Here is a 19,168-nt window from a genome sequence, read left to right as displayed (position 1 = left end):
CCGGGGCCGGCCGGATTCGGCCGGAACTTCTGCCGCGAGAGGGTCGGGCGTATCGAGCGACGGACCCGTCTCCGGCCACCGTTTCATCTTTCAAGGCCTGCCCGAACGTCATGATCAAGCGCTTTCTCATTGCCATCTTGCTGGTGGGCCTGGTCGTCGGCGGGCTGGTCGGCTTCAACCTGTTCCGCGCCAAAATGATCGGACAGTTCTTCGCATCGAGGCCGGTCCCGACCGTCACCGTCTCGGCGGCCGAGGTGCGCCCGATGAACTGGGCGCCCGAAATCGAGGCGATCGGTTCGCTGGTGGCGGCTCAGGGGGTGGACGTCGCCTCCCAGACCGCCGGCGTCGTGACGAAGGTCGCCTTCAATGCGAACGATCAGGTGGAGGAGGGCCAGCTTCTCGTCCAGATCGACGACGCGATCGAGCGCGCGGAGCTCATCGCCGCGCAGGCCGCGATCAAGCGCGACGAGGCGCAGCTCGAGCGCGCCACCCGCCTCGAGCAGCGCGGCGTCAGCTCGGAAGCCACCCTGCAGGAGGCGCAGACGACGCTCGCCGCCTCCCGCTCCACGCTGGAGCGGCTCAAGGCCGTCATCGAACAGAAGGCTATCAAGGCGCCGTTCTCCGGCACGATCGGCATCCCGCGGGTGGATGTCGGCGCGTTCGTGCAGGCCGGCACCAGCATCGCGACGCTCCAGCAGCTCGATACGATGAAGGCCGATTTCACCGTTCCCGAGCAGCGCCTTGGCGATCTGAGGCTCGGGCAGGAGGCGATGTTCGCTCTCCAGGGCGATGATTTCCGTTACAGAGGCCGGATCACCGGGATCGATCCGAAGATCGATCCGGCCACCAGGCTGGTGTCGGTGCGCGCCGAGGTAGAGAATTCGGACGGCGTGCTCCGCCCCGGCCAGTTCGTCCAGGTGCGCATCCGTCTGCCCGCCGAGGCCAACATCATCGCGATTCCGCAGACGAGCGTCGTGACGAGCCTCTACGGCGACTATGTCTTCGTCGTCGAGGAGGAGAAGCCGTCGGCGGCGGAAGGCGAGGCGGGGAGCGCCGGCGGCGCCGCTCCGCCTGCCGCGCCGGCCGCATCCACCGGTGCCGAAGAGCCGGCGGCCGGCGGCGAGGAGGGGCCGAAGCTGGTGGCCAAGCAGGTCTTCGTCGTGCTCGGGCGGCGCCAGGGGCAGCTCGTGGAGATCGCCAAGGGCCTGGAGCCGGGGCAGCAGGTCATCACCTCGGGGCAGAACAAGCTCTCCAACAACGCGCCGGTGGCGATCGACAACAGCATTGATCCTGCCAAGGTCGCGCTCGAAGAGCAGGCGAGCAGCCGATGAACTTCTCCGAACTCTTCATCCGGCGTCCGGTCCTCACGATCGTCGTCAGCCTGCTCGTCCTGCTCCTCGGGGCGCAGGGCTTCATCAACATGTCGATCCGCGAATACCCGGAGGTCGAGGAGACGGTGATCACCGTCACGACGACCTATCCGGGCGCGGGTGCGGAACTGATGCAGGGCTTCATCACGACCCCGGTCGCGAAGGCGGTCGCGACCGCGGACGGCGTCGACTACGTGACGTCCAAGAGCAGCCTCGGCTCGAGCACGGTCACGGTCAACATGCGGCTCAACGCCGATCCGGACCAGGCGCTCGTCGACGTCATCGCCAAGGTGCAGCAGGTCCGGGGCCAGCTCCCGACCGACGCCGAGGACCCGATCATCCAGAAGGGCACCGGCCAGACCTTCGCCCTGATGTATCTCGCCGTGCGCAGCTCGACGATGAATCCGCAGCAGGTCACGGAATACATCTCGCGCGTGGTGCAGTCTCGGTTCTCGACGATCGAAGGCGTCGGCGAGGTCCAGATCCTGGGCGGGCGCGAGTTCGCGATGCGCATCTGGCTCGATCCGCTGAAGATGGCCGCGCGGTCGGTGACCGCTTCCGACGTGCTGAGCGCGATTCGCGCCAGCAACTTCCTCTCCGCGCCGGGCAAGACGCAGAACGAGTTCGTCGCCTACACCATCGAGACCGCGACGACGCTCCAGACGCCGGAGGCGATGGGGCAGCTGCCCGTCCGCTCCGAAGGCGCGGAGGTCGTGCGGCTCGGGGATGTCGCGCGGGTGGAGTTCGGGCCGGAGAGCGAGGACGTGAAGGTCTCGTTCAACGGCGAGCAGGGCATCTTCCTGGGGATCAGCGGCGGCCCGGAGGCCAATCCGCTCGACGTCTCCTCGGCGGTCCGGGCGGAGCTGCCCCAGATCCAGCGCGAGCTCCCGCCCGGCATGGCGCTCGACCTCGTCTACGACGCGACGGAATCGATCCAGGCCTCGATCGAGGAAGTGTTCCGGACGATCGGCGAAGCGGTGGTGATCGTGGTGCTCGTCATCCTCCTCTTCCTTGGGTCCTTCCGCTCGGTCCTGGTGCCGATCGTCACGATACCGCTGTCGCTCGTCGGCGTCTGCTTCGTCCTCTGGGCGCTCGATTATTCCATCAACACGCTGACGCTTCTCGCGATGGTGCTCGCGATCGGCCTCGTCGTGGACGATGCCATCGTGGTCGTGGAGAACATCCATCGTCATCTCGAGCGCGGCGAGCCGCCGATGCAGGCGGCGATCGTCGGCATGCGGGAAATCTTCGGTGCGGTCGTGGCGATGACGATCACGCTCGCCGCGGTCTATGCGCCGATCGGCTTCGTGCAGGGCCTGACCGGCTCGCTGTTCCGCGAGTTCGCGTTCACGCTGGCCGGTGCGGTCATCATCTCGGGCTTCATCGCGGTCACGCTGTCGCCCATGATGTCGGCCCGGCTGCTGCCGGGGCATGGCGCGAAGGTGAGCCGGTTCCAGTCCTTCGTCGACCGTCGCTTCGAGAGCCTGTCGTCCTGGTATGGCCGGCGCGTCTCCGGCTCGCTCGACTACCGGCCCGTGACGCTCTTCATCGTGCTCGCGCTCTTCGGAACCATGATCTTCCTGTTCCTGAACACGAGCAGCGAGCTCGCGCCGGAGGAGGATCGCGGCGCGCTCTTCGCGCTCATCACGGCACCGGCCTACGCCACCTCCGATTATACGGAGATGTATGCCGAACAGATGCGCACCCGCACCGCCGACATCAAGGAAGTGGACGCCCGCTTCTCGGTGGTCGGCTTCGGCGGGTCGAGTTCGGCCTTCGCGGCCTGGGTGCTGAAGCCCTGGGGCGAGCGCGACCGTTCGCAGGACGAGGTGAAGAACCAGATCCAGGGCATCATCGACAAGGTCGCGGGCGTGCAGGCCTTCGTCTTCTCGCCGCCTTCCCTGCCGGGCTCCGGCGGCGGTATGCCGATCCAGTACGTGATCCGCTCGATCGGCGACGCATCGGACGTCTATGCGGTCGCCGAGCAGATCAAGGACCGCGCGATGAAGAGCGGCCGCTTCATCGTCGTGCAAAACTCGCTCGCCTTCACCCTGCCGCAGGCACGGGTCACCATCGACCGCGACCGGGCGGCCGCGCTTGGCGTCAGCATCAGCGAGATCGGCACCACGCTCAACGCGCTCGTCGGCGGCGGCTCGGTCTCGAAGTTCGACCGCGAGAGCCGCAGCTACGACGTCATCACCCAGGTGCCGCAGCACGACCGGTTCAACCCGGAAAATCTCGGCGATTATTTCGTGCGCAGCGCGTCCGGCGCCATGGTCCCGCTCTCCGCCGTCATCCGCGTCGAGACCCAGGCGGTGGCGACGGCGATCGAGCAGTTCAACGAGCTCAACTCCGCGACCCTCTCCGCGCTGCCGCTGCCGGGCGTGACCACCGGCGACGGGCTGCAGGCGCTCCGGGACATCGCGAGCGAGGTCATGCCGACCGGCTTCTTCGAGGATTTCGCCGGCCAGTCGCGCCTGGAGGTGACCGAGGGCAACTCGACCCTCATCGCCTTCGGCCTCGCCATCGTCATCATCTATCTGGTGCTCGCGGCGCAGTTCGAGAGCTTCCGCGATCCGCTCATCATCATGATGACCGTGCCGCTCTCGATCTTCGGTGCGCTGGTGCCGCTCAATCTCGGCCTCGCGACGCTCAACATCTACACCCAGGTCGGTCTCATCACGCTGATCGGCCTCATCACCAAGCACGGCATCCTGATGGTGGAGTTCGCCAACCAGCAGCGCGAAACCGGCCTCACCAAGCGCGAGGCGATCGTCGCCGCGGCCCGCGTCCGGCTCCGTCCGATCCTGATGACGACCGCGGCGATCGTGCTCGCCGTCATCCCGCTCCTGCGGGCGGAGGGCGCAGGTGCGGCGGCGCGCTTCTCGATGGGCCTCGTGATCGCGGCCGGCATGACGATCGGCACGCTCTTCACCCTCTTCGTGCTGCCGATGTTCTACACGCTCATCGCCACGCGCGACGCCGAGGCGACGCACATCCTGCGCGGAGACGCGCATCTCTCGCCGGCCGAATGAGCGCGCGGCGGCCGCCTCCGCTGCAGGCGGTGCTCTTCGACAAGGACGGCACGCTCGCCGATTTCCAGGCGAGCTGGCCGCCGATCTTCCGGCGGCTGGCGCACGAGCTGGCAGAGGGCGACGCGGCGCGCGCGGAGCGTCTTCTCGTCCAGGGCGGCATGGATCCGCTCACGAGCCGCGTGGCGCCCGGCTCCGTGCTCGGCGCCGGCAATTCGCGCGACATCGTCGACCTCTGGTTTCCCGCGGCGGAGGTCGCCGAGCGCGCCCGGCTCGAGGCGCGCGTCAACGAGGTGTTCGTCACCGAGGGCGTGGAAGCGCTGCCGATCGCCGGCCTCGGCGCCATGCTCGACCTCCTGCGCATGCGGGGCTTCCGCCTCGGGGTGGCGACCAACGACAGCACGGCCGCCGCCCGGGCATGGCTCGGCCGGATCGGCCTCGCCGACCGCTTCGAGGCGGTGATCGGCTATGATGCGGTCGCGAACCCGAAGCCTGCCCCGGACATGGTGGAAAGCTTCTGCCGGACGGCTGGCGTCGATCCGGGGGGCGTCCTGATGGTGGGCGACAATCTCCACGACCTTCACATGGCGCGGTCGGCGGGTGCCGGCGCCGCCGTGGGGGTGCTGACCGGGAACGGCAGGTACGAGGATCTCGCGCCTCATGCCGACGCGGTGCTTCAGGCCGTGGTCGATCTGCCGAGCTGGCTTTTCGCCACGGATTGAAGCCCCGGCGCGGAGCCTATGCCGCGCCTTGCACGGATCGGTTCGCCCTCTAAGCTCTCCCCGAAGACGGAGGGGCGTCATGAAGGCGATGGTTCTGGAGCGGCCGGGCACGCCGCTCGTGCTCCGCGAGCTGCCCGTCCCTCGGCCGGGACCGGGAGAGGTCCTCGTCAAGGTGCTCGCCTGCGGCGTTTGCCGGACCGACCTCCACGTGGTCGACGGCGAGCTGCCGGATCCGAAGCTCCCGCTCGTGCCGGGCCACGAGATCGTCGGACGGGTCGCCGCGACCGGCCCGGGCGTCGAGCGCTTCAAGCTCGGAGACAGGGTCGGGGTGCCCTGGCTCGGCCGCACCTGCGGGGAATGCCGCTTCTGCCGCGCCGGCGAGGAGAATCTCTGCGACCGGCCCTCCTTCACGGGCTACACGCTCGACGGCGGCTACGCCGAATTCGCGGTCGCCGACGCCCGCTTCGCGTTTCCGCTGCCCGCCGGCTATTCCGATGTCGAGGCGGCGCCGCTCCTCTGCGCGGGCCTGATCGGCCATCGCGCCCACAGGATGGCAGGGGAGGCGGGCCGCATCGGCATCTATGGCTTCGGCGCGGCCGCCCACATCATGGCGCAGGTCGCGCGCCATCTCGGGCAGGAGGTCCATGCCTTCACCAGTCCGGGCGACAATGCGGCGCAGGATTTTGCACGCTCGCTCGGCGCGGTGTGGGCGGGGGGCTCCGACGAGCCGTCCCGGGCCGAGCTCGATTGCGCGGTGATCTTCGCGCCTGTCGGCCCGCTCGTGCCGGCGGCGCTCCGTGCCGTGCGGAAGGGCGGAACGGTCGTCTGCGCCGGCATCCACATGAGCGACATTCCGTCGTTCCCTTATGCGATCCTCTGGGGCGAGCGCGTGCTGCGTTCGGTCGCCAACCTCACACGCGCCGACGCCGAATCCTTTCTCGCGGTTGCGCCGCGGGTGCCGGTCAGGACCCATGTCGAGGTGTTTCCGCTCGAAGCGGCGAACCTCGCGCTCGCGCGGCTGCGCGCGGGCGAGCTCACCGGCGCGGCGGTGCTGGTGCCGTAGGCCGGTTCAGCTCGCCCGGTCTGTCGTGCGGGACGCGACGCGGATGCCGTCCTCGACCCGATCGCTCGGATGCAGGATCACCACGTCGCCCGGCGAAAGGCCGGCCGTGACCTCGGCCTGCGCCGTGTTCCGGTGGTCGATCTTCACCCGTGTGAGCGCCGCCTTGCCGTCGACGACCTTGAAGACGGCCCAGTCCGCGCCCTGCCGGAACAGCGCGGCGAGCGGCACGCGGACCACCTCTCCCCGCCAGAGGACGATCCTCACGTCGACCCTGTATTCGTGCCCGAGCCGCTTTGTCTGGGCGGCCGGCGCGACGAGGTCGAGCACGGTGTTGACCCGCTGCTCCTCGATGCCGAGCGCCGAGACCTTCGTGAAGGCGGCCGGGTCGACGCGGCGGACGCGGGCAGGCAGGATTTCGCCGCCGCCCCAGCCCTCGACATAGGCCTCCGCGCCCGGCCGCACGCGCACCGCGTCGCTCGAGAGGAGATCCACCACGACCTCCAGATCGCTCGGATTTCCGATCTGCGCGATCGGGGTTCCGGCCGCGACCACCTGCGCGTTCTCCGCCATGACCTTCAGCACCACGCCGTCGACCGGCGGCCGGATCAGCACGCAGCAGCTGCCCGCATTCTCGCCGGCCGTCTGGTCGGGCTGGATGAGGCGGGCCTCCGCGCTTGCGAGTTCGCTTTGCCGGAGCTGCAGGTTGGCCTGCGACTGCTGCACCTGCGCCTGCGCCGACTGCGCGTCGAGGACGGCCTTCTCGAGCGCGCGGGCGGAGATGGTGGACGTGCCTGCCAGGCGCTCGGCGCGGTCGAGGTCGGCGTCGGCGAGGCGGGCCTCCGCCTGCGAGCGCGTGAGCTCCGCCCGGGCCAGCTCGACGGCGGCGCGGGCGGCGTCGACGGCGGCCTCGAGCTCGCGCCGCGACCGGACGTCAAGGAAGGCCGGCTGCGCGGGCCGGATCTCGCCGATGATCGTGACGCCGCGCTTCACCGAATCGCCGACCTTGAGCGGAAAGCGCTCGAGCTGGCCCGCGACCGGCGACGACACCTGGTAGACATCGGCGATCCGCGCCATGCCCTCCTCGTCGACCGTCACCTCGATCGTGCCCCGGTCGACCGGACCGAGATCCACCTGGACGGGCGACGGCAACAGCGCGTAGACGGCGCCGCCGACGATGAGCGCCGCGACGACGAGCAGGACCGCGCGTCTCACCCAGACCATCGGCTCACTCCCGGCTCTTCAGCACTTCGACGAGATCGAACCGGTCGATCCGGCGGCGGACGATCAGCGCGGAGACGATGGCCGCGCCGGCGACGACGAGGCTCGCCTTGACGAAGGTCGCCGGCTCCACGACGAGCGGCACCCGGAAGAGATCGCTCGCGAGGCCCGACACGACGGCGGCCGAGAAGCCGTAGCCGAGCGCCCAGCCGAGCGGCTGCGCGAGGAGCACCACGACCCCGAGCTCGGTCAGGAGGACGCGGGAGACCTCCGCGCGCGTGAAGCCGAGGACGCGGAGCGTCGCGAGCTCGCGCGCGCGCTCGGAGAGCTGGATGCGGGCCGAATTGTAGACCACGCCGAAGGCGATGATGACGGCAAGCGTGACATAGATCGTCGTCATGATCGTCATGTTCTCCTGCATGGTCTCCCTGAAGCGGTCGCGCGAGACCGTCTGCAGCGCGATGGAGCTGACCGCCGGGGTCTCCTTCACGGCCCGGTAGAGCGCATCGAGCCGCGCCGGGTCGACGGAGACGTGCACGCCGGAGACGCGCGGCCCGATCCCCGCCAGGCGGTCGAGCGCGCCGGCATCCATGAAGACCATCAGCCCGATATAGCTCTGGATGATCGCCGTCACCGGCACCTCGGCCGTGCGGCGGCTGCCCTCGAGCAGCTCCACCTCCACCAGGTCGCCGAGCCGGATGTCGAGGAGGCTCGCCACCCGGTCGCTGACGGCCAGTCCGGTCTCCGGCAGCACGACCGGGGCGAGCTCCATGTCGAGCACGCGGCTCAGATCCGCTCCGGGCGGCTTTCCGGTGAGGCTGAGGCGGCGTTCGAGATGGCCGTGGCGCACGATCGCGGCGACGGCGCGGAACGGTTCCGCCTTCATGACGCCGGGCAGGTCGAGCACGGCCGGCACGACGGCGGGGGGACGCTCCGAAGCGAAGCTCAGCGTCGCGTCCTCGCGTTCGGACTGGTAGAACATCACCTCCAGCATGAAGGCGACGGAATCGAAGCTGAAGAGCGCGACGATGAGGAGCGCGACGGCGAGCGACGTGCCGAGCATGCTCGTGGCCGCCCTGACCGGCCAGCGCATCATGTGGCGCAGGCCCATGATGGTCAGCTGCGAGAACAGCGGCACCCGGGCGAGCGCACCGCCGAGAAACTGGCGGTAGACGGGGGGCGCAGGCGGCTTCATGGCGACGGCCGGGGCGAGCGCGAGCGTCGAGAAGACGGCCCGTGCCGCGCCGGCGACGGCCGCGCCCAGCGAGACGCCGGCCGCCACGAGATAGATGTCCGCGTCCCAGCGGAAGATCAGGAACGGGAAGGAATAGAATTTCGAGTAGAGCTCGGTGAGGCCGCGTCCGAGCCAGGTTCCCGCGACGAAGCCGATCGCGATCCCGACCGCGGCGATCAGGATGACGAGCTTCAGATAGTGCCAGGCTACCGCGAAGCGGCCATAGCCGAGCGCCTTGAGGAGGCCGATCTGCTCGCGCTCGAGCGCGATCAGCCGCGACAGGATCATGTTGATCAGGAACGCCGAGACGAACAGGAAGATCGGCGGGATGATGCGCGCCATCGCCGAAAGCTGGGTCAGCTCGCCGTCCAGGAAGGCGTTCGACATCTGGTCCTTCCGGCCGTAGGCGCCGGTGCCGCCGTAACGCGACAGCGCGTCGTCGACCGCGTCGATCACGTCCGGCTCGCTCGCGCCGCGCAGGAGCCGCAGCCCGACGCTGTCGAACGCGCCGTCGAGGTCGAAGAGCGGTGCAAGCGCCCGCTCCGGCATCCAGAGCACGCCGAAGCGGCGGTCGTCCGGCATCATGTCGCCGGGGCCGAGCGCATAGACGAATTCGGGCGAGAGCCCGATCCCGGTCACGCGGATGGTCGCCTTCGCGCCGTTCAGGATCGCCTGGAAGGTGGAGCCCGGCTCGAAGCCGTGCGCCTCGGCGAAGTTCTCGTTGATGACGGCTTCCAGTTCGCGGCCGGCTTCGGGCCAGTTACCCTCCCGGAGGAAGACTGCGTTGACCGCCGGCTCGCGCCCGGCCGGCAGCGATACGGCCATCCCGGTCGCCGGCTCACGCATGCCGGGAATGTCGAGGAGGACGTGGCGCATCACCCTGGTCTCGACGGCGGCGACCCCTGGAATGGCGCGCAAGGTGTCGCCGACAGAGAGCGGAGCCCGCGTGGCGGACGCGAAGACGTCGGCGAAGCGATAGCGCTCGTAATAGGCCGAGCGGGTCTCTTCGAGCGAGCGGTACGCCCCCGTCGCCAGGATGAGCGTTGCGACGCCGCAGGCCAGCACGAGGGCGACGGCGAGGGCCTGCGCCCAGAGGCGTTTCAGGTCGCGCACGAGCTTGATGTCGAGCGTGCGCATCGTTCACCACTCGACGTCCGCGGGCCGCACCCGCTCGGCGTTCTCGTGCGTCTCGACGATGCGGCCGTCCGAGAAGGTGAAGACGCGATGTGCGATCCGCTGGATGGCGGCGTTGTGGGTGATGATCGCCGTCGTCGTTCCGAGCGATTCGTTCACGGTCGTCAGCGCCTCGAGAACCCGGATCCCGGTGCGCGAATCGAGCGCGCCGGTCGGCTCGTCGCACAGGAGCACGTCGGGCCGCTTCGCGATTGCCCGCGCGATGGCGACACGCTGCTGCTCGCCGCCCGAGAGCTGGGCCGGAAAATGCGAGAGGCGCTCCCCGAGCCCGACCAGGTCCAGCGCCTCCTCCGGGCGCATGGGTTCCCGGGCCACCTCCGTGACGAGCGCCACGTTCTCCTTGGCCGTGAGGCTTGGCACGAGATTGTAGAACTGGAAGACGAAGCCGACATGGTCGCGCCGGTAGAGCGTGAGCTTGCGTTCCGAATATTCGGCGAGGTTCTCGCCTCGGAAGAGCACGGTCCCTTCCGTCGCCGTATCGAGCCCGCCGATAATGTTGAGCAGGGTGGATTTCCCGCTGCCGGAAGGGCCGAGCAGGACGGCCACTTCCCGATCGTAGAGAATCGCGTCGACGCCGCGCAGCGCCTGCACGACGACATCGCCGGTCCGGTAGCTCTTCTTCAGGCCCGTGATCGTGAAGACCGGCTCCGGCACCCTGGCTCGCCTTCCATCCTCGGTCATTTCGGTGGAGACAGGCAATCAGGCGCCTTGGCCTGGATCAAGCCTTGCGGAAATTCCGCCGTGCCTCTTCGATGGCCGGCGGTGCCTCGGGCTCGAGGAGAAGGGGACGACACATGGTCGACAAGGAGTTCCTTCGGCGCGCGATCGCCGCCGGGGCCGGCCGTGAGCCGGCCGACCTGGTCATCAAGGGCGCGGCGATCCTCGACGTCATCACCGGCGCCACGGTCGAGAGCGACGTCGCGATCGTCGGGGACCGCATCGTCGGCACCCTGGCCGAATACGACGGACGGGAGGTGATCGACGGTCGTCGGCTCGTCTGCGTGCCCGGCTTCATCGACACGCATCTTCATGTCGAGTCCTCGCTCGTGACGCCCTTCGAATTCGAGCGCTGCGTGCTGCCCCACGGTGTCACGACGGCGATCTGCGATCCCCACGAGATCGCCAATGTGCTGGGCGCCGAGGGCATCCGCTATTTCCTCGGTTGCAGCGAGCGGATGGTGATGGACCTCCGCGTCCAGCTTTCCTCCTGCGTGCCGGCAACCGTCTTCGAAACCGCCGGGGCCGCCCTGGAAGCCGCGGACCTCCTGCCGTTCCGCAGCCATCCGAAGGTGATCGGGCTCGCCGAGTTCATGAATTTTCCCGGCGTGATCCAGTGCGATCCCGGCGTGCTCGACAAGCTGGCCGCGTTCGGTGGCGGCCATGTGGACGGTCATGCGCCGCTACTCGGGGGAAAGGCCCTCAACGCCTATCTCGCGGCCGGAATCCGGACCGAGCACGAGGCCACGTCGGCGGCGGAGGCGCGCGAGAAGCTCGCCAAGGGGATGACGGTGCTCATCAGGGAAGGGTCCGTCTCGAAGGACCTTCACGCGCTCGCCGAGGTGCTCGACGCGGACACCGCATCCGTGATGGCGCTCTGCACCGACGACCGGAACCCGCTCGACATCGCCGAGGAAGGCCATCTCGACCACATGATCCGCGAGCTGATCCGGCTCGGGCGCGAGCCGCACCTCGCCTACCGTGCCGCCTCGTGGTCGGCGGCGATGGCGTTCGGGCTGCGCGACCGGGGCCTCGTCGCGCCCGGCTGGCGCGCCGATCTCGTCCTGGTGGCGGACGACATTGCGAGCTGCCGCGTCGTCCGGGTCATCGCCGGCGGGCGGCCGGTCTCGGACGCGCTCTTCGAGGCGCGTGTCCCGGTTCCGCCGGTGGGACTGGACAGCATGAAGGCGCCTGTCGTCGAGCCGGCCGATTTCCGTGTTCCCGCTGCGGCGGGGGAGGTGCCCGTCATCGGCGTGGTTCCCGGCCGGATCATCACCGAGCGGCTGGCGATGCGGCTGCCGGAGGAGGGCGGGTTCCAGCTGCCCGATCCCGCGCAGGACGCGATCCGCGTCGCCGTCGTCGCGCGCCACGGCCGGAACCGGAATATCGGGAAGGGTTTCGTCCACGGCTTCGGCCTGAAGCGCGGCGCGATCGCGTCCTCGGTCGGCCACGACAGCCACAACATCACCGTGGTCGGGATCGAGGCCGACGACATGGCGGCCGCGGCAAACCGGGTCAGCGCGCTCGGCGGCGGTTTCGTGGTGGCCTCTTCCGGCTGCATCGAAGCGGAACTCGCGCTCCCGCTCGCCGGGCTCATGAGCCTTGCGCCCTTCGAGAGCGTGCACGCCGATCTCCTCACGCTTCGCCAAGCCGCGCGCGGGCTCGGCTGCACGCTTCCCGAGCCGTTCCTCCAGGTCGCCTTCCTGCCGCTTCCGGTCATTCCGCACCTGAAGATCACAGATCTTGGGCTGTTCGACGTCGACGCCTTCCGCCTGCTCGGGGCATGACGGGCGGCAGGGCGCCGCCCGGGCTGCCGACCCATTAAGCATTCCTAAAGCCGCTGGCGGTTACCTCTCGTCCACCATGGCTGATCGAAAGCGTTGCCGGACCGTGGGTCGAGGCAAATCTACACACTTCTACTTTATTTGTCGGCTCGGTTGCGGGCGGTCGTACCGAAAGGCGAGCGGCCCTTGACGATTGGTGTGCGGGCCGGAGGAGGCGGTAGCAAGATGGCGCTGATAGTCATCCTCGACGACCGAGCCACCAATCGGCAGATCTTCACCCGGCTCGCCGCGACGATCGATGCGGACGTCGTGGTGAAGACGTTCGAGGACCCGCTCTCGGCGCTCGCCTGGATGACGGGAAACGTTCCCGATCTGGTGATCACCGACTACAAGATGCCGAACATCGACGGCGCCGAGTTCACGCGGCGGTTTCGCGAGCAGCCCGGCTGCGCCGACGTCCCGGTCATCGTCATCACGGTGTATGAGGAGCGGAGCTTCCGCCACCAGGCGCTCGAGGCCGGCGCGACCGACTTCCTGCAGAGCCCGGTCGACCACAGCGAGTTCGTCACCCGCGCGCGCAACCTCCTCAAGCTGAGACATCAGCAGCTTCTCCTCGAGCATCGCGCCTCCGATCTCGAGCGTGCCCTCCAGCACAGCGAGCAGTCCCGCGCCGAAGAGCTTCGCAACAGCCGCGAGCGCCTCGCCCAGGTGATCGACACCGTGCCCGCGATGATCAGCGCGGTCGATCGCGATGGCCGCTGCATCTTCGCCAATGCCTGTCATATCTCCGTCCAGGGCAACGAGTCGGGCGCGGCGCGGGGGCCGGAAACGGCGAGGGCCAACCGCCTCGAGCGCAAGAAACGTCACAGCGAGCTCGATGCCGCCGTACTCAGGACCGGCGAGGCGTTGCCGAGCTTCGAAGAGGAGGTGATCGACCTCGACGGTCGTCGGCGCCACTTCATCACGACGAAATCCCCCTTGCGCGAGACGGGAGGCGAGGTCGCGAGCGTGCTGACGACCTCGCTCGAGATCACCGAGCGGAAGCAGGCCGAGGCCCATCTGGTGCATCTCGTGCATCACGATCCCCTCACCGATCTTCCGAACCGGGTCTTTCTCTCGGACCGTCTCAGCCGCGAGATCCCGCGTGCGCGGGCGGCGGGCCGCGAGATCGCTCTCCATCTCCTCGATCTCGACCACTTCAAGAGCGTCAACGACGTGCTCGGCCACAGCCGCGGCGACGAGCTCCTCAAGATCGTCGGTTCCCGCCTGAGCCAGGTCGCCGGCGAAGGCGACGTCGTCGCCCGCCTTGGCGGCGATGAATTCGCGATCCTGCAGACGCAGGCCGATACGCGCGAGGCGATCGAGGAGATGGCGAAGCGCGTCTCCGCCGCCGTGAGCCGGCCGGCCGTGATCGAAGGGCATGAGCTCGATGCGAGCGTGAGCCTCGGGACCACCGTCTTTCCCGGCGACGGGGACAGCGCCGAGGAACTTCTGAAGACCGCCGACCTCGCGATGTACCGCGCCAAGGCGCAGGGCGGCGGCGCGGCATGCTTCTTCCTGCCGGAAATGCGCACGAAGGCGCGCGAGGCGATCCTGCTCGATGCCGAGCTGCGCCGCGGCATCGACCAGAAGCAGTTCCTGCTCTTCTACCAGCCGCAGGTCGACGTCAGGACCGGCCAGATCGTCGGGGCCGAGGCGCTTCTGCGGTGGAACCGGCCGGGGCACGGCATCGTGCAGCCCGGGGCATTCCTCGACCGCGCCGAGGCGAACGGGCTGATCGTCCCGATCAACGAATGGGTGCTCCACGAAGCGTGCCACGAGGCGCAGCGGTGGCTGCGCAGCGGCCTGCCCGCGCTCCGCGTCGCGGTCAACATGTCTCCGCTCCAGTTCCGTCGCCAGGACGTCTGCGAGCTGGTGACCTCGGCCCTGCGGGAGACCGGGCTCGATCCGCGCCGGCTCGAGCTCGAGCTCACCGAGAACATCGTCATGGAGAACGTCGATTCCGTCGTCTTCGAGCTGGCGCGGCTGCGGAAGCTCGGGGTGCAGTTCTCGCTCGACGATTTCGGCACCGGCTATTCCTCGTTCAAGTACGTGAAGCGGTTCCCCATCGACCGCCTCAAGATCGACCAGTACTTCATCCGGGCGATGAGCGAGAATGACCGCGATCTCGGGATCGTGCGCGCGATCATCGGGATGGCGCGGAGCCTCGACTTCGCCGTGACGGCGGAAGGCGTGGAGACCCACGAGCAGATGGAGCTGCTGACGGCCGAGAAGTGCGACGAGGTGCAGGGCTACTTCTTCAGCCGGCCGCTTCCGGCGGAGGAGTTCGTCGCGCTGGTGCGCTCGCAGATGCGCCTGGCGAACACGGCCTGAGGTCGGAGGTGAGCACGCGCGGCGCGATCGATCGGCCCAGAACGTCGCTGGTGGCAAGGCTGCGGGCGCGGCTGCGCGGACGCCCGGATACCGAACACGAGATGATGCTCAACCGTCTCGTGATCAGCTTCCTGATCCTCGTCTACCTGACCGTCTCGCTTCTCTCCGGCCATGCGGGTGCCGTCGAGCCGCTCGCCTTCACCTCGTTCTACTGCTTCTTCTCGCTCGCCCTCATGATCCACATGCTGGGCTGGCCCGGGATCTGCGTGCCGCGGCGGCTGGTGGCGATCGTCAGCGATCTCGGCATCCTCTCCTACGGCATGCATGCCGGCGGCGACGTCACGGCAATGCTCTACCCGGTCTATCTCTGGGTCATCTTCGGCAACGGCTTCCGCTTCGGCGTGCCCTACCTCCTGGTCGGCACGGCGGCGGGGGTCGCGGGCTTCGGGCTCGTCATCCAGACCACGCCCTACTGGCGGGACCATTTCGCGCTTTCGCTGGGGCTTCTCGCGGGCCTGGTCATCCTGCCGCTCTATGCGGCGACGCTCATCCGCAAGCTGGAGCGCGCCCGCGCGACGGCGGAGCAGGCGAGCCGGGCGAAGAGCATGTTCCTGGCGAGCGTGAGCCACGAGCTCAGGACGCCGCTCAACGCCATTATCGGCATGGGCGACCTTCTCGGGCGGACCGAGCTCGACGAGGAACAGTACGACATGATCCGAACCGTGCGGACCTCCGCGGGGTCGCTGCTCGCCCTCATCAACGAGCTGCTCGACTATTCGCGGCTGGAGGCCGGCAAGATGCCGGTGCACGAAGCGGCATTCAACCTCCATCGAAGCTTAGGCGAGGTCAAGGCCATGGTTGCCGCCCAGGCGCAGGCGAAAGGCCTGCATCTCGGCCTGCACATTTCCGCCGCCGTCCCCCCCTCCGTCATCGGCGACGAGCGCCATTTGAAGGAGATCCTGCTCAATCTCGCAGGCAACGCCGTGAAGTTCACCGACAGGGGCAGCGTCACGATCGCCGTTGGCATGGTCGGCGAGGCGGAGGGCCGCGCGCGGCTCCGCTTCGAGGTGAGCGACACGGGGATCGGCATTGCGCCGGAGGCGAAGGAGCGCATCTTCGAATCCTTCAGCCAGGCCGACGAGACGATCATCAACCGCTACGGGGGCACCGGCCTCGGATTGGCGATCGTGCGCCAGCTGGTCGGGCTGATGGGGGGCGAGATCGGCGTCGAGAGCAGGCTCGGCGAAGGCAGCACCTTCTGGGTCAGCGGCGAGTTCCGCGTCGGCGAGGCCGCGCCGAGCGCGCCGATGGCCGCCGGCCTTCCCGTCGTGCTTCTCGCGGCCTCGCCCAGGAGGGCCGAAGAGCTGCGCGATGCCCTGGCGGCGCTCGACGTGCACCCGGCCGGCGCGCGCACGGCCCCGGAAGCGGTCGCCGCCGTGGCGCGCCTCGATGGCGCGCAGGCAGGGCGGATCGCGATCATCCTCGATCCTGCCGACCTCCGCTCCGATCTTCTCGACACGCTGGCGCTGCTGGCGGGGCAGGCGGGGGGACGGGCGCGCGTCATCCTTGTCGGTGAGGCAGACCACGGAGGCCTTCCCGAGCCGGAGCTGCGCCGGCATACGGTCTCCATGGTGGAGATGCCGGTGCGGCCTCGGGATCTCGCGGCCGCGCTGCGGATCGCGGCCGAGCGCGACGGCGAGGAGGAGGTCGACCCCGTCGGCCTGCAGCTGGTCGCGCGCCGACCGCTTCACGTCCTCATCGCCGAGGACAACCGCACGAACCAGAAGGTGCTTTCGAAGATCCTGGAGCGTGCCGGACATAGGTCGCGCATTGCCGAGAACGGCGAGGCCGCCCTCGACATCCTCGCCGAGGACACGTTCGACGTGGTGCTGATGGACGTGAACATGCCGGTGCTCGACGGCATCGAGGCGACGAAGCTCTACCGCTTCGCCTCGATCGGGCAGCGCCGGGTGCCGATCCTGGGCCTTACCGCCGATGCGAGCCAGGAGGCCCGCGAGCGCTGCATGGAGGCGGGGATGGACGATTGCGCGAGCAAGCCGATCGACCCGAGGCAGCTGCTGACCTTGATCGACGCGGTCGTGCCGGAGGACGCGTCGGCCGCGCCGCAGATCGACCGGGCGGGCGACACCGTCACCTCGATCTCGTCGCATCCGCGATTCAAGCCGAGCCACCATCCCGCGATCGATCTGGGCGCGCTCGGGGATCTCGAGGCGCTCGGCGGCAAGGACTTCGTCGAGGAGGTCGTCGAAGAGTTCCTGCGCGATGCCGCGCGCATTCTCGAACAGCTCGACAGCGCCGTGCGCGACCGCGACGTCGCCGCGTTCCGTGATCAGGCCCATGCGCTCAGGAGCGCCTCCGCCAATATCGGTGCGCAGGGCATGTACCAGCTCTGCCTGTCCTGGCGCGAACTGCCCTATGACGATTTGGTCCGGGACGGCGCGGCCCAGATCGAGCGGCTCCGCAGCGAGTTCGACCGGGTGCGGTTCGCGCTCGACGCGCGCCCGCCCGAGACGCGCCTGCGCGGGCCTGCCTGAGGAGAGAGGGGCCCCCCGCGCCTCACATCGCGGCGCGGCGCGCCTCGTCGAGCGCGCGGCGCCTGTCCTGCGCGCCGGCCAGCCGCTCCATCTTCCGGAGATCCGCCTCCGTCAGGCGCAGCGCCGCGTCCACCCAGATCTCCACGACGTCGACGAGTTCCTGAAGCTCGAGCGGGGCGACCCGCTTGCGCACCTGCTGCAGGGCCTGCACCGCATTGTGGCGGCGGCGGTTGCGCGCGACGTAGTCCTTGACGGTCGCCAGTCCCTCGCCGTCCGGCACGACGATGTCCACGAGGCCCATCTCGTAGAGCTCGTCGGCGGTGTAGATCCGGCCGCTCATGATCATCTTGGTCGCGCGTGCCGCGTCGAGGCGGCGGGAGATGAAGCTGTAGGCGCCCATGCCGGGGAAGAGATTGAAAAGGATCTCCGGAAGGCCGAAACGGGTCGAACGCTCGGCGACGATGACGTCGCAGGAAAGCGCGGCCTCGAACCCGCCGCCGAGCGCATCGCCGGCGACGAGTGCGATCGTCACGAGCGGCTGGCCGTAGGAGACGGCGTTCTCGTAGACGACGTCGACGCAGGCCCGGGCGTAGCGCCTGAGCTCCTCGCGGTCGCCGGCCCGGATCAGCTTGGCGAACAGGCTGAGATCGCCGCCGAGATTGAAGATTCCGGGAAGCTTCGATCCGACCACGAAATAGCGGAGCGGGTTCAGTCCGGCCGCGGCACGCTCAATGCCGAGCTGCCGGAGCCTTGCCTGCATGCGGGAGAGGTCGCGCAGCAGCCCGGGCGTGTAGCTCGGCGGACCGAGCGGCCGCATCATGCACCAGAAGGTCGCCGTCGCCTCGTCGAGCGCGACCTCGATCTCCTCGTACGAATCCCCCGGATGGCCTGCAACCTGCGCCTGGATCTGCTGCTGCTGTTGCACGACCCCGGCGATACGGTTTCGAACTCCCGCCCGGAGGCCCGCCGGTTGCCGCCGAGCTTCCTCGTACGCCGCCATCACCCATCTCCGCCGCTGGTCGCCGGCCCCTTTCCGGGGGCGGTTAACCGTTCGTTCACTATAATCGCGCGGAGGCGGTTTGGGTCGCATTTCCTGCAGCCAGGCGCCTTCTTTTTCCGCTGATGGTTAATGGCGGCCGGGCGAGGTCGCCGGAACGCACTTATCGGGAGCCGATCCGGTCGGCGGCCGCGCCAGCCGGTTGCGTCGTCGTTCCTTTTTCTTCGTGTCATGTGGTTGACATGGTTTGGGGGTGGTTCGTATATGGCGGTGGCTGCTGCGGGGCTGGTTGGTTCCGGGGCGGTTTTCCGATTGCCTTCCGTATCGGGACGGGCTGGGGTTTTGGCTCCGGCGGGTTGTTCCGATGCGGGCTTCGTTGCCTGGACGGTTCCCTGGCGGGGCGGTTCGGGCGGGGTGGTCGGAAGGGCGTTGACAGGGGTTTTCGAGGCTCCTATATCAGCGTTCACCGGTTGCGGGGCGGCGGTTTGGCGCGGCTCTGCGGTTCGGGTTTCACTCTAGTTCGCTGGCTGGAAGTCCGGCTCTTTCGGGGGCGGGGTTTTCCGTTTCGGCGGTTGAGGGTGGGGGCTTCGGCCCGCGACGGCTAAGGCCGTCGGTTCTTTGACAATTTGGTTTGAAGGAAGGGAAGCGTGGACGGCGGGTCTCCTGCGGGCGCCGAGCGATCGGCGCCGTGTTGAAGAGATCGGCGGTTTACGTTTCTCAAGGAAGCACCCGGATGCGGGGGCGGGCGGCTTTGGCCGTTCCGATCCTTGCGTCCGAGCTGTGTGACCTCGTCAAATGAAGCGTGACCAGTGCCGGGAAAGATCTCATTCAACCTGAGAGTTTGATCCTGGCTCAGAACGAACGCTGGCGGCAGGCTTAACACATGCAAGTCGAACGCCCACCTTCGGG

At 68.7% G+C, this 19,168-nt stretch carries 11 protein-coding genes and 1 rRNA gene; 8 read left to right on the top strand and 4 right to left on the bottom strand.

Annotated elements, in window-relative coordinates:
• The first annotated feature begins 110 nt into the window (after positions 1–110).
• The 4 genes from E4O86_RS10830 (at position 111) to E4O86_RS10815 (ending at position 6,187) form a co-directional block, all read left to right on the top strand.
• On the top strand, positions 111–1,331 hold the full coding sequence (locus tag E4O86_RS10830) for an efflux RND transporter periplasmic adaptor subunit (protein WP_161140554.1): 1,221 nt from the start codon (positions 111–113) through the stop codon (positions 1,329–1,331).
• Entirely contained in the window at positions 1,328–4,405 is a 3,078-nt protein-coding gene (locus E4O86_RS10825) for an efflux RND transporter permease subunit (RefSeq protein WP_161140553.1), read from the top strand. The genes E4O86_RS10830 and E4O86_RS10825 overlap by 4 nt, the downstream gene beginning before the upstream one ends.
• Positions 4,402–5,124: an HAD family hydrolase gene (locus E4O86_RS10820; protein ID WP_161140552.1), complete on the top strand. Its 723-nt coding sequence runs from the start codon at positions 4,402–4,404 to the stop codon at positions 5,122–5,124. Before E4O86_RS10825 ends, E4O86_RS10820 begins: the two co-directional genes overlap by 4 nt.
• A 79-nt stretch (positions 5,125–5,203) precedes the next feature.
• On the top strand, positions 5,204–6,187 hold the full coding sequence (locus E4O86_RS10815; RefSeq protein WP_161140551.1) for a zinc-dependent alcohol dehydrogenase family protein: 984 nt from the start codon (positions 5,204–5,206) through the stop codon (positions 6,185–6,187).
• A 6-nt stretch (positions 6,188–6,193) separates the two neighbouring features.
• On the opposite strand, the gene E4O86_RS10810 is transcribed toward E4O86_RS10815, so the two are convergent.
• The 3 genes from E4O86_RS10810 to E4O86_RS10800 are packed head-to-tail and all read right to left on the bottom strand — an operon-like array spanning position 6,194 to position 10,514.
• Positions 6,194–7,408 (bottom strand): efflux RND transporter periplasmic adaptor subunit, encoded by a 1,215-nt coding sequence (locus E4O86_RS10810; protein ID WP_161140550.1) that lies wholly within the window; start codon positions 7,406–7,408, stop codon positions 6,194–6,196.
• Positions 7,409–7,412: 4 nt separating this feature from the next.
• Positions 7,413–9,776, bottom strand: a complete 2,364-nt coding sequence (locus E4O86_RS10805; protein ID WP_161140549.1) for an ABC transporter permease — start codon at positions 9,774–9,776, stop codon at positions 7,413–7,415.
• 3 nt (positions 9,777–9,779) lie between these two features.
• On the bottom strand, positions 9,780–10,514 hold the full coding sequence (locus E4O86_RS10800; protein WP_161140574.1) for an ABC transporter ATP-binding protein: 735 nt from the start codon (positions 10,512–10,514) through the stop codon (positions 9,780–9,782).
• A gap of 113 nt (positions 10,515–10,627) precedes the next feature.
• Here E4O86_RS10800 and ade point away from each other — a divergent pair, with 113 nt between their 5' ends.
• The 3 genes from ade to E4O86_RS10785 all read left to right on the top strand — a co-directional run bounded on the left by ade (position 10,628) and on the right by E4O86_RS10785 (position 17,262).
• Complete coding sequence (gene ade / locus E4O86_RS10795; protein ID WP_161140548.1) at positions 10,628–12,337, top strand: adenine deaminase; 1,710 nt, start codon at positions 10,628–10,630, stop codon at positions 12,335–12,337.
• Positions 12,338–12,559: 222 nt separating this feature from the next.
• A complete protein-coding gene (locus tag E4O86_RS10790) occupies positions 12,560–14,707 on the top strand; it encodes a GGDEF/EAL domain-containing response regulator (RefSeq protein WP_161140547.1) in 2,148 nt (715 codons plus the stop codon).
• A 50-nt stretch (positions 14,708–14,757) separates the two neighbouring features.
• Positions 14,758–17,262: an ATP-binding protein gene (locus tag E4O86_RS10785; protein ID WP_161140573.1), complete on the top strand. Its 2,505-nt coding sequence runs from the start codon at positions 14,758–14,760 to the stop codon at positions 17,260–17,262.
• A gap of 22 nt (positions 17,263–17,284) precedes the next feature.
• On the opposite strand, the gene E4O86_RS10780 is transcribed toward E4O86_RS10785, so the two are convergent.
• The gene (locus E4O86_RS10780; RefSeq protein ID WP_161140546.1) at positions 17,285–18,262 is read right to left on the bottom strand and encodes a crotonase/enoyl-CoA hydratase family protein; all 978 of its coding nucleotides are present in this window, start codon (positions 18,260–18,262) and stop codon (positions 17,285–17,287) included.
• Between the two features lie 826 nt (positions 18,263–19,088).
• Here E4O86_RS10780 and E4O86_RS10775 point away from each other — a divergent pair.
• Positions 19,089–19,168: ribosomal RNA gene (locus tag E4O86_RS10775) — 16S ribosomal RNA — on the top strand; the annotation flags it as partial.

It is taken from the genome of Propylenella binzhouense (assembly GCF_009866965.1).
GTDB classification, from domain to species: domain Bacteria; phylum Pseudomonadota; class Alphaproteobacteria; order Rhizobiales; family Afifellaceae; genus Propylenella; species Propylenella binzhouense.
This window is presented reverse-complemented; position numbering and strand designations above follow the sequence as displayed.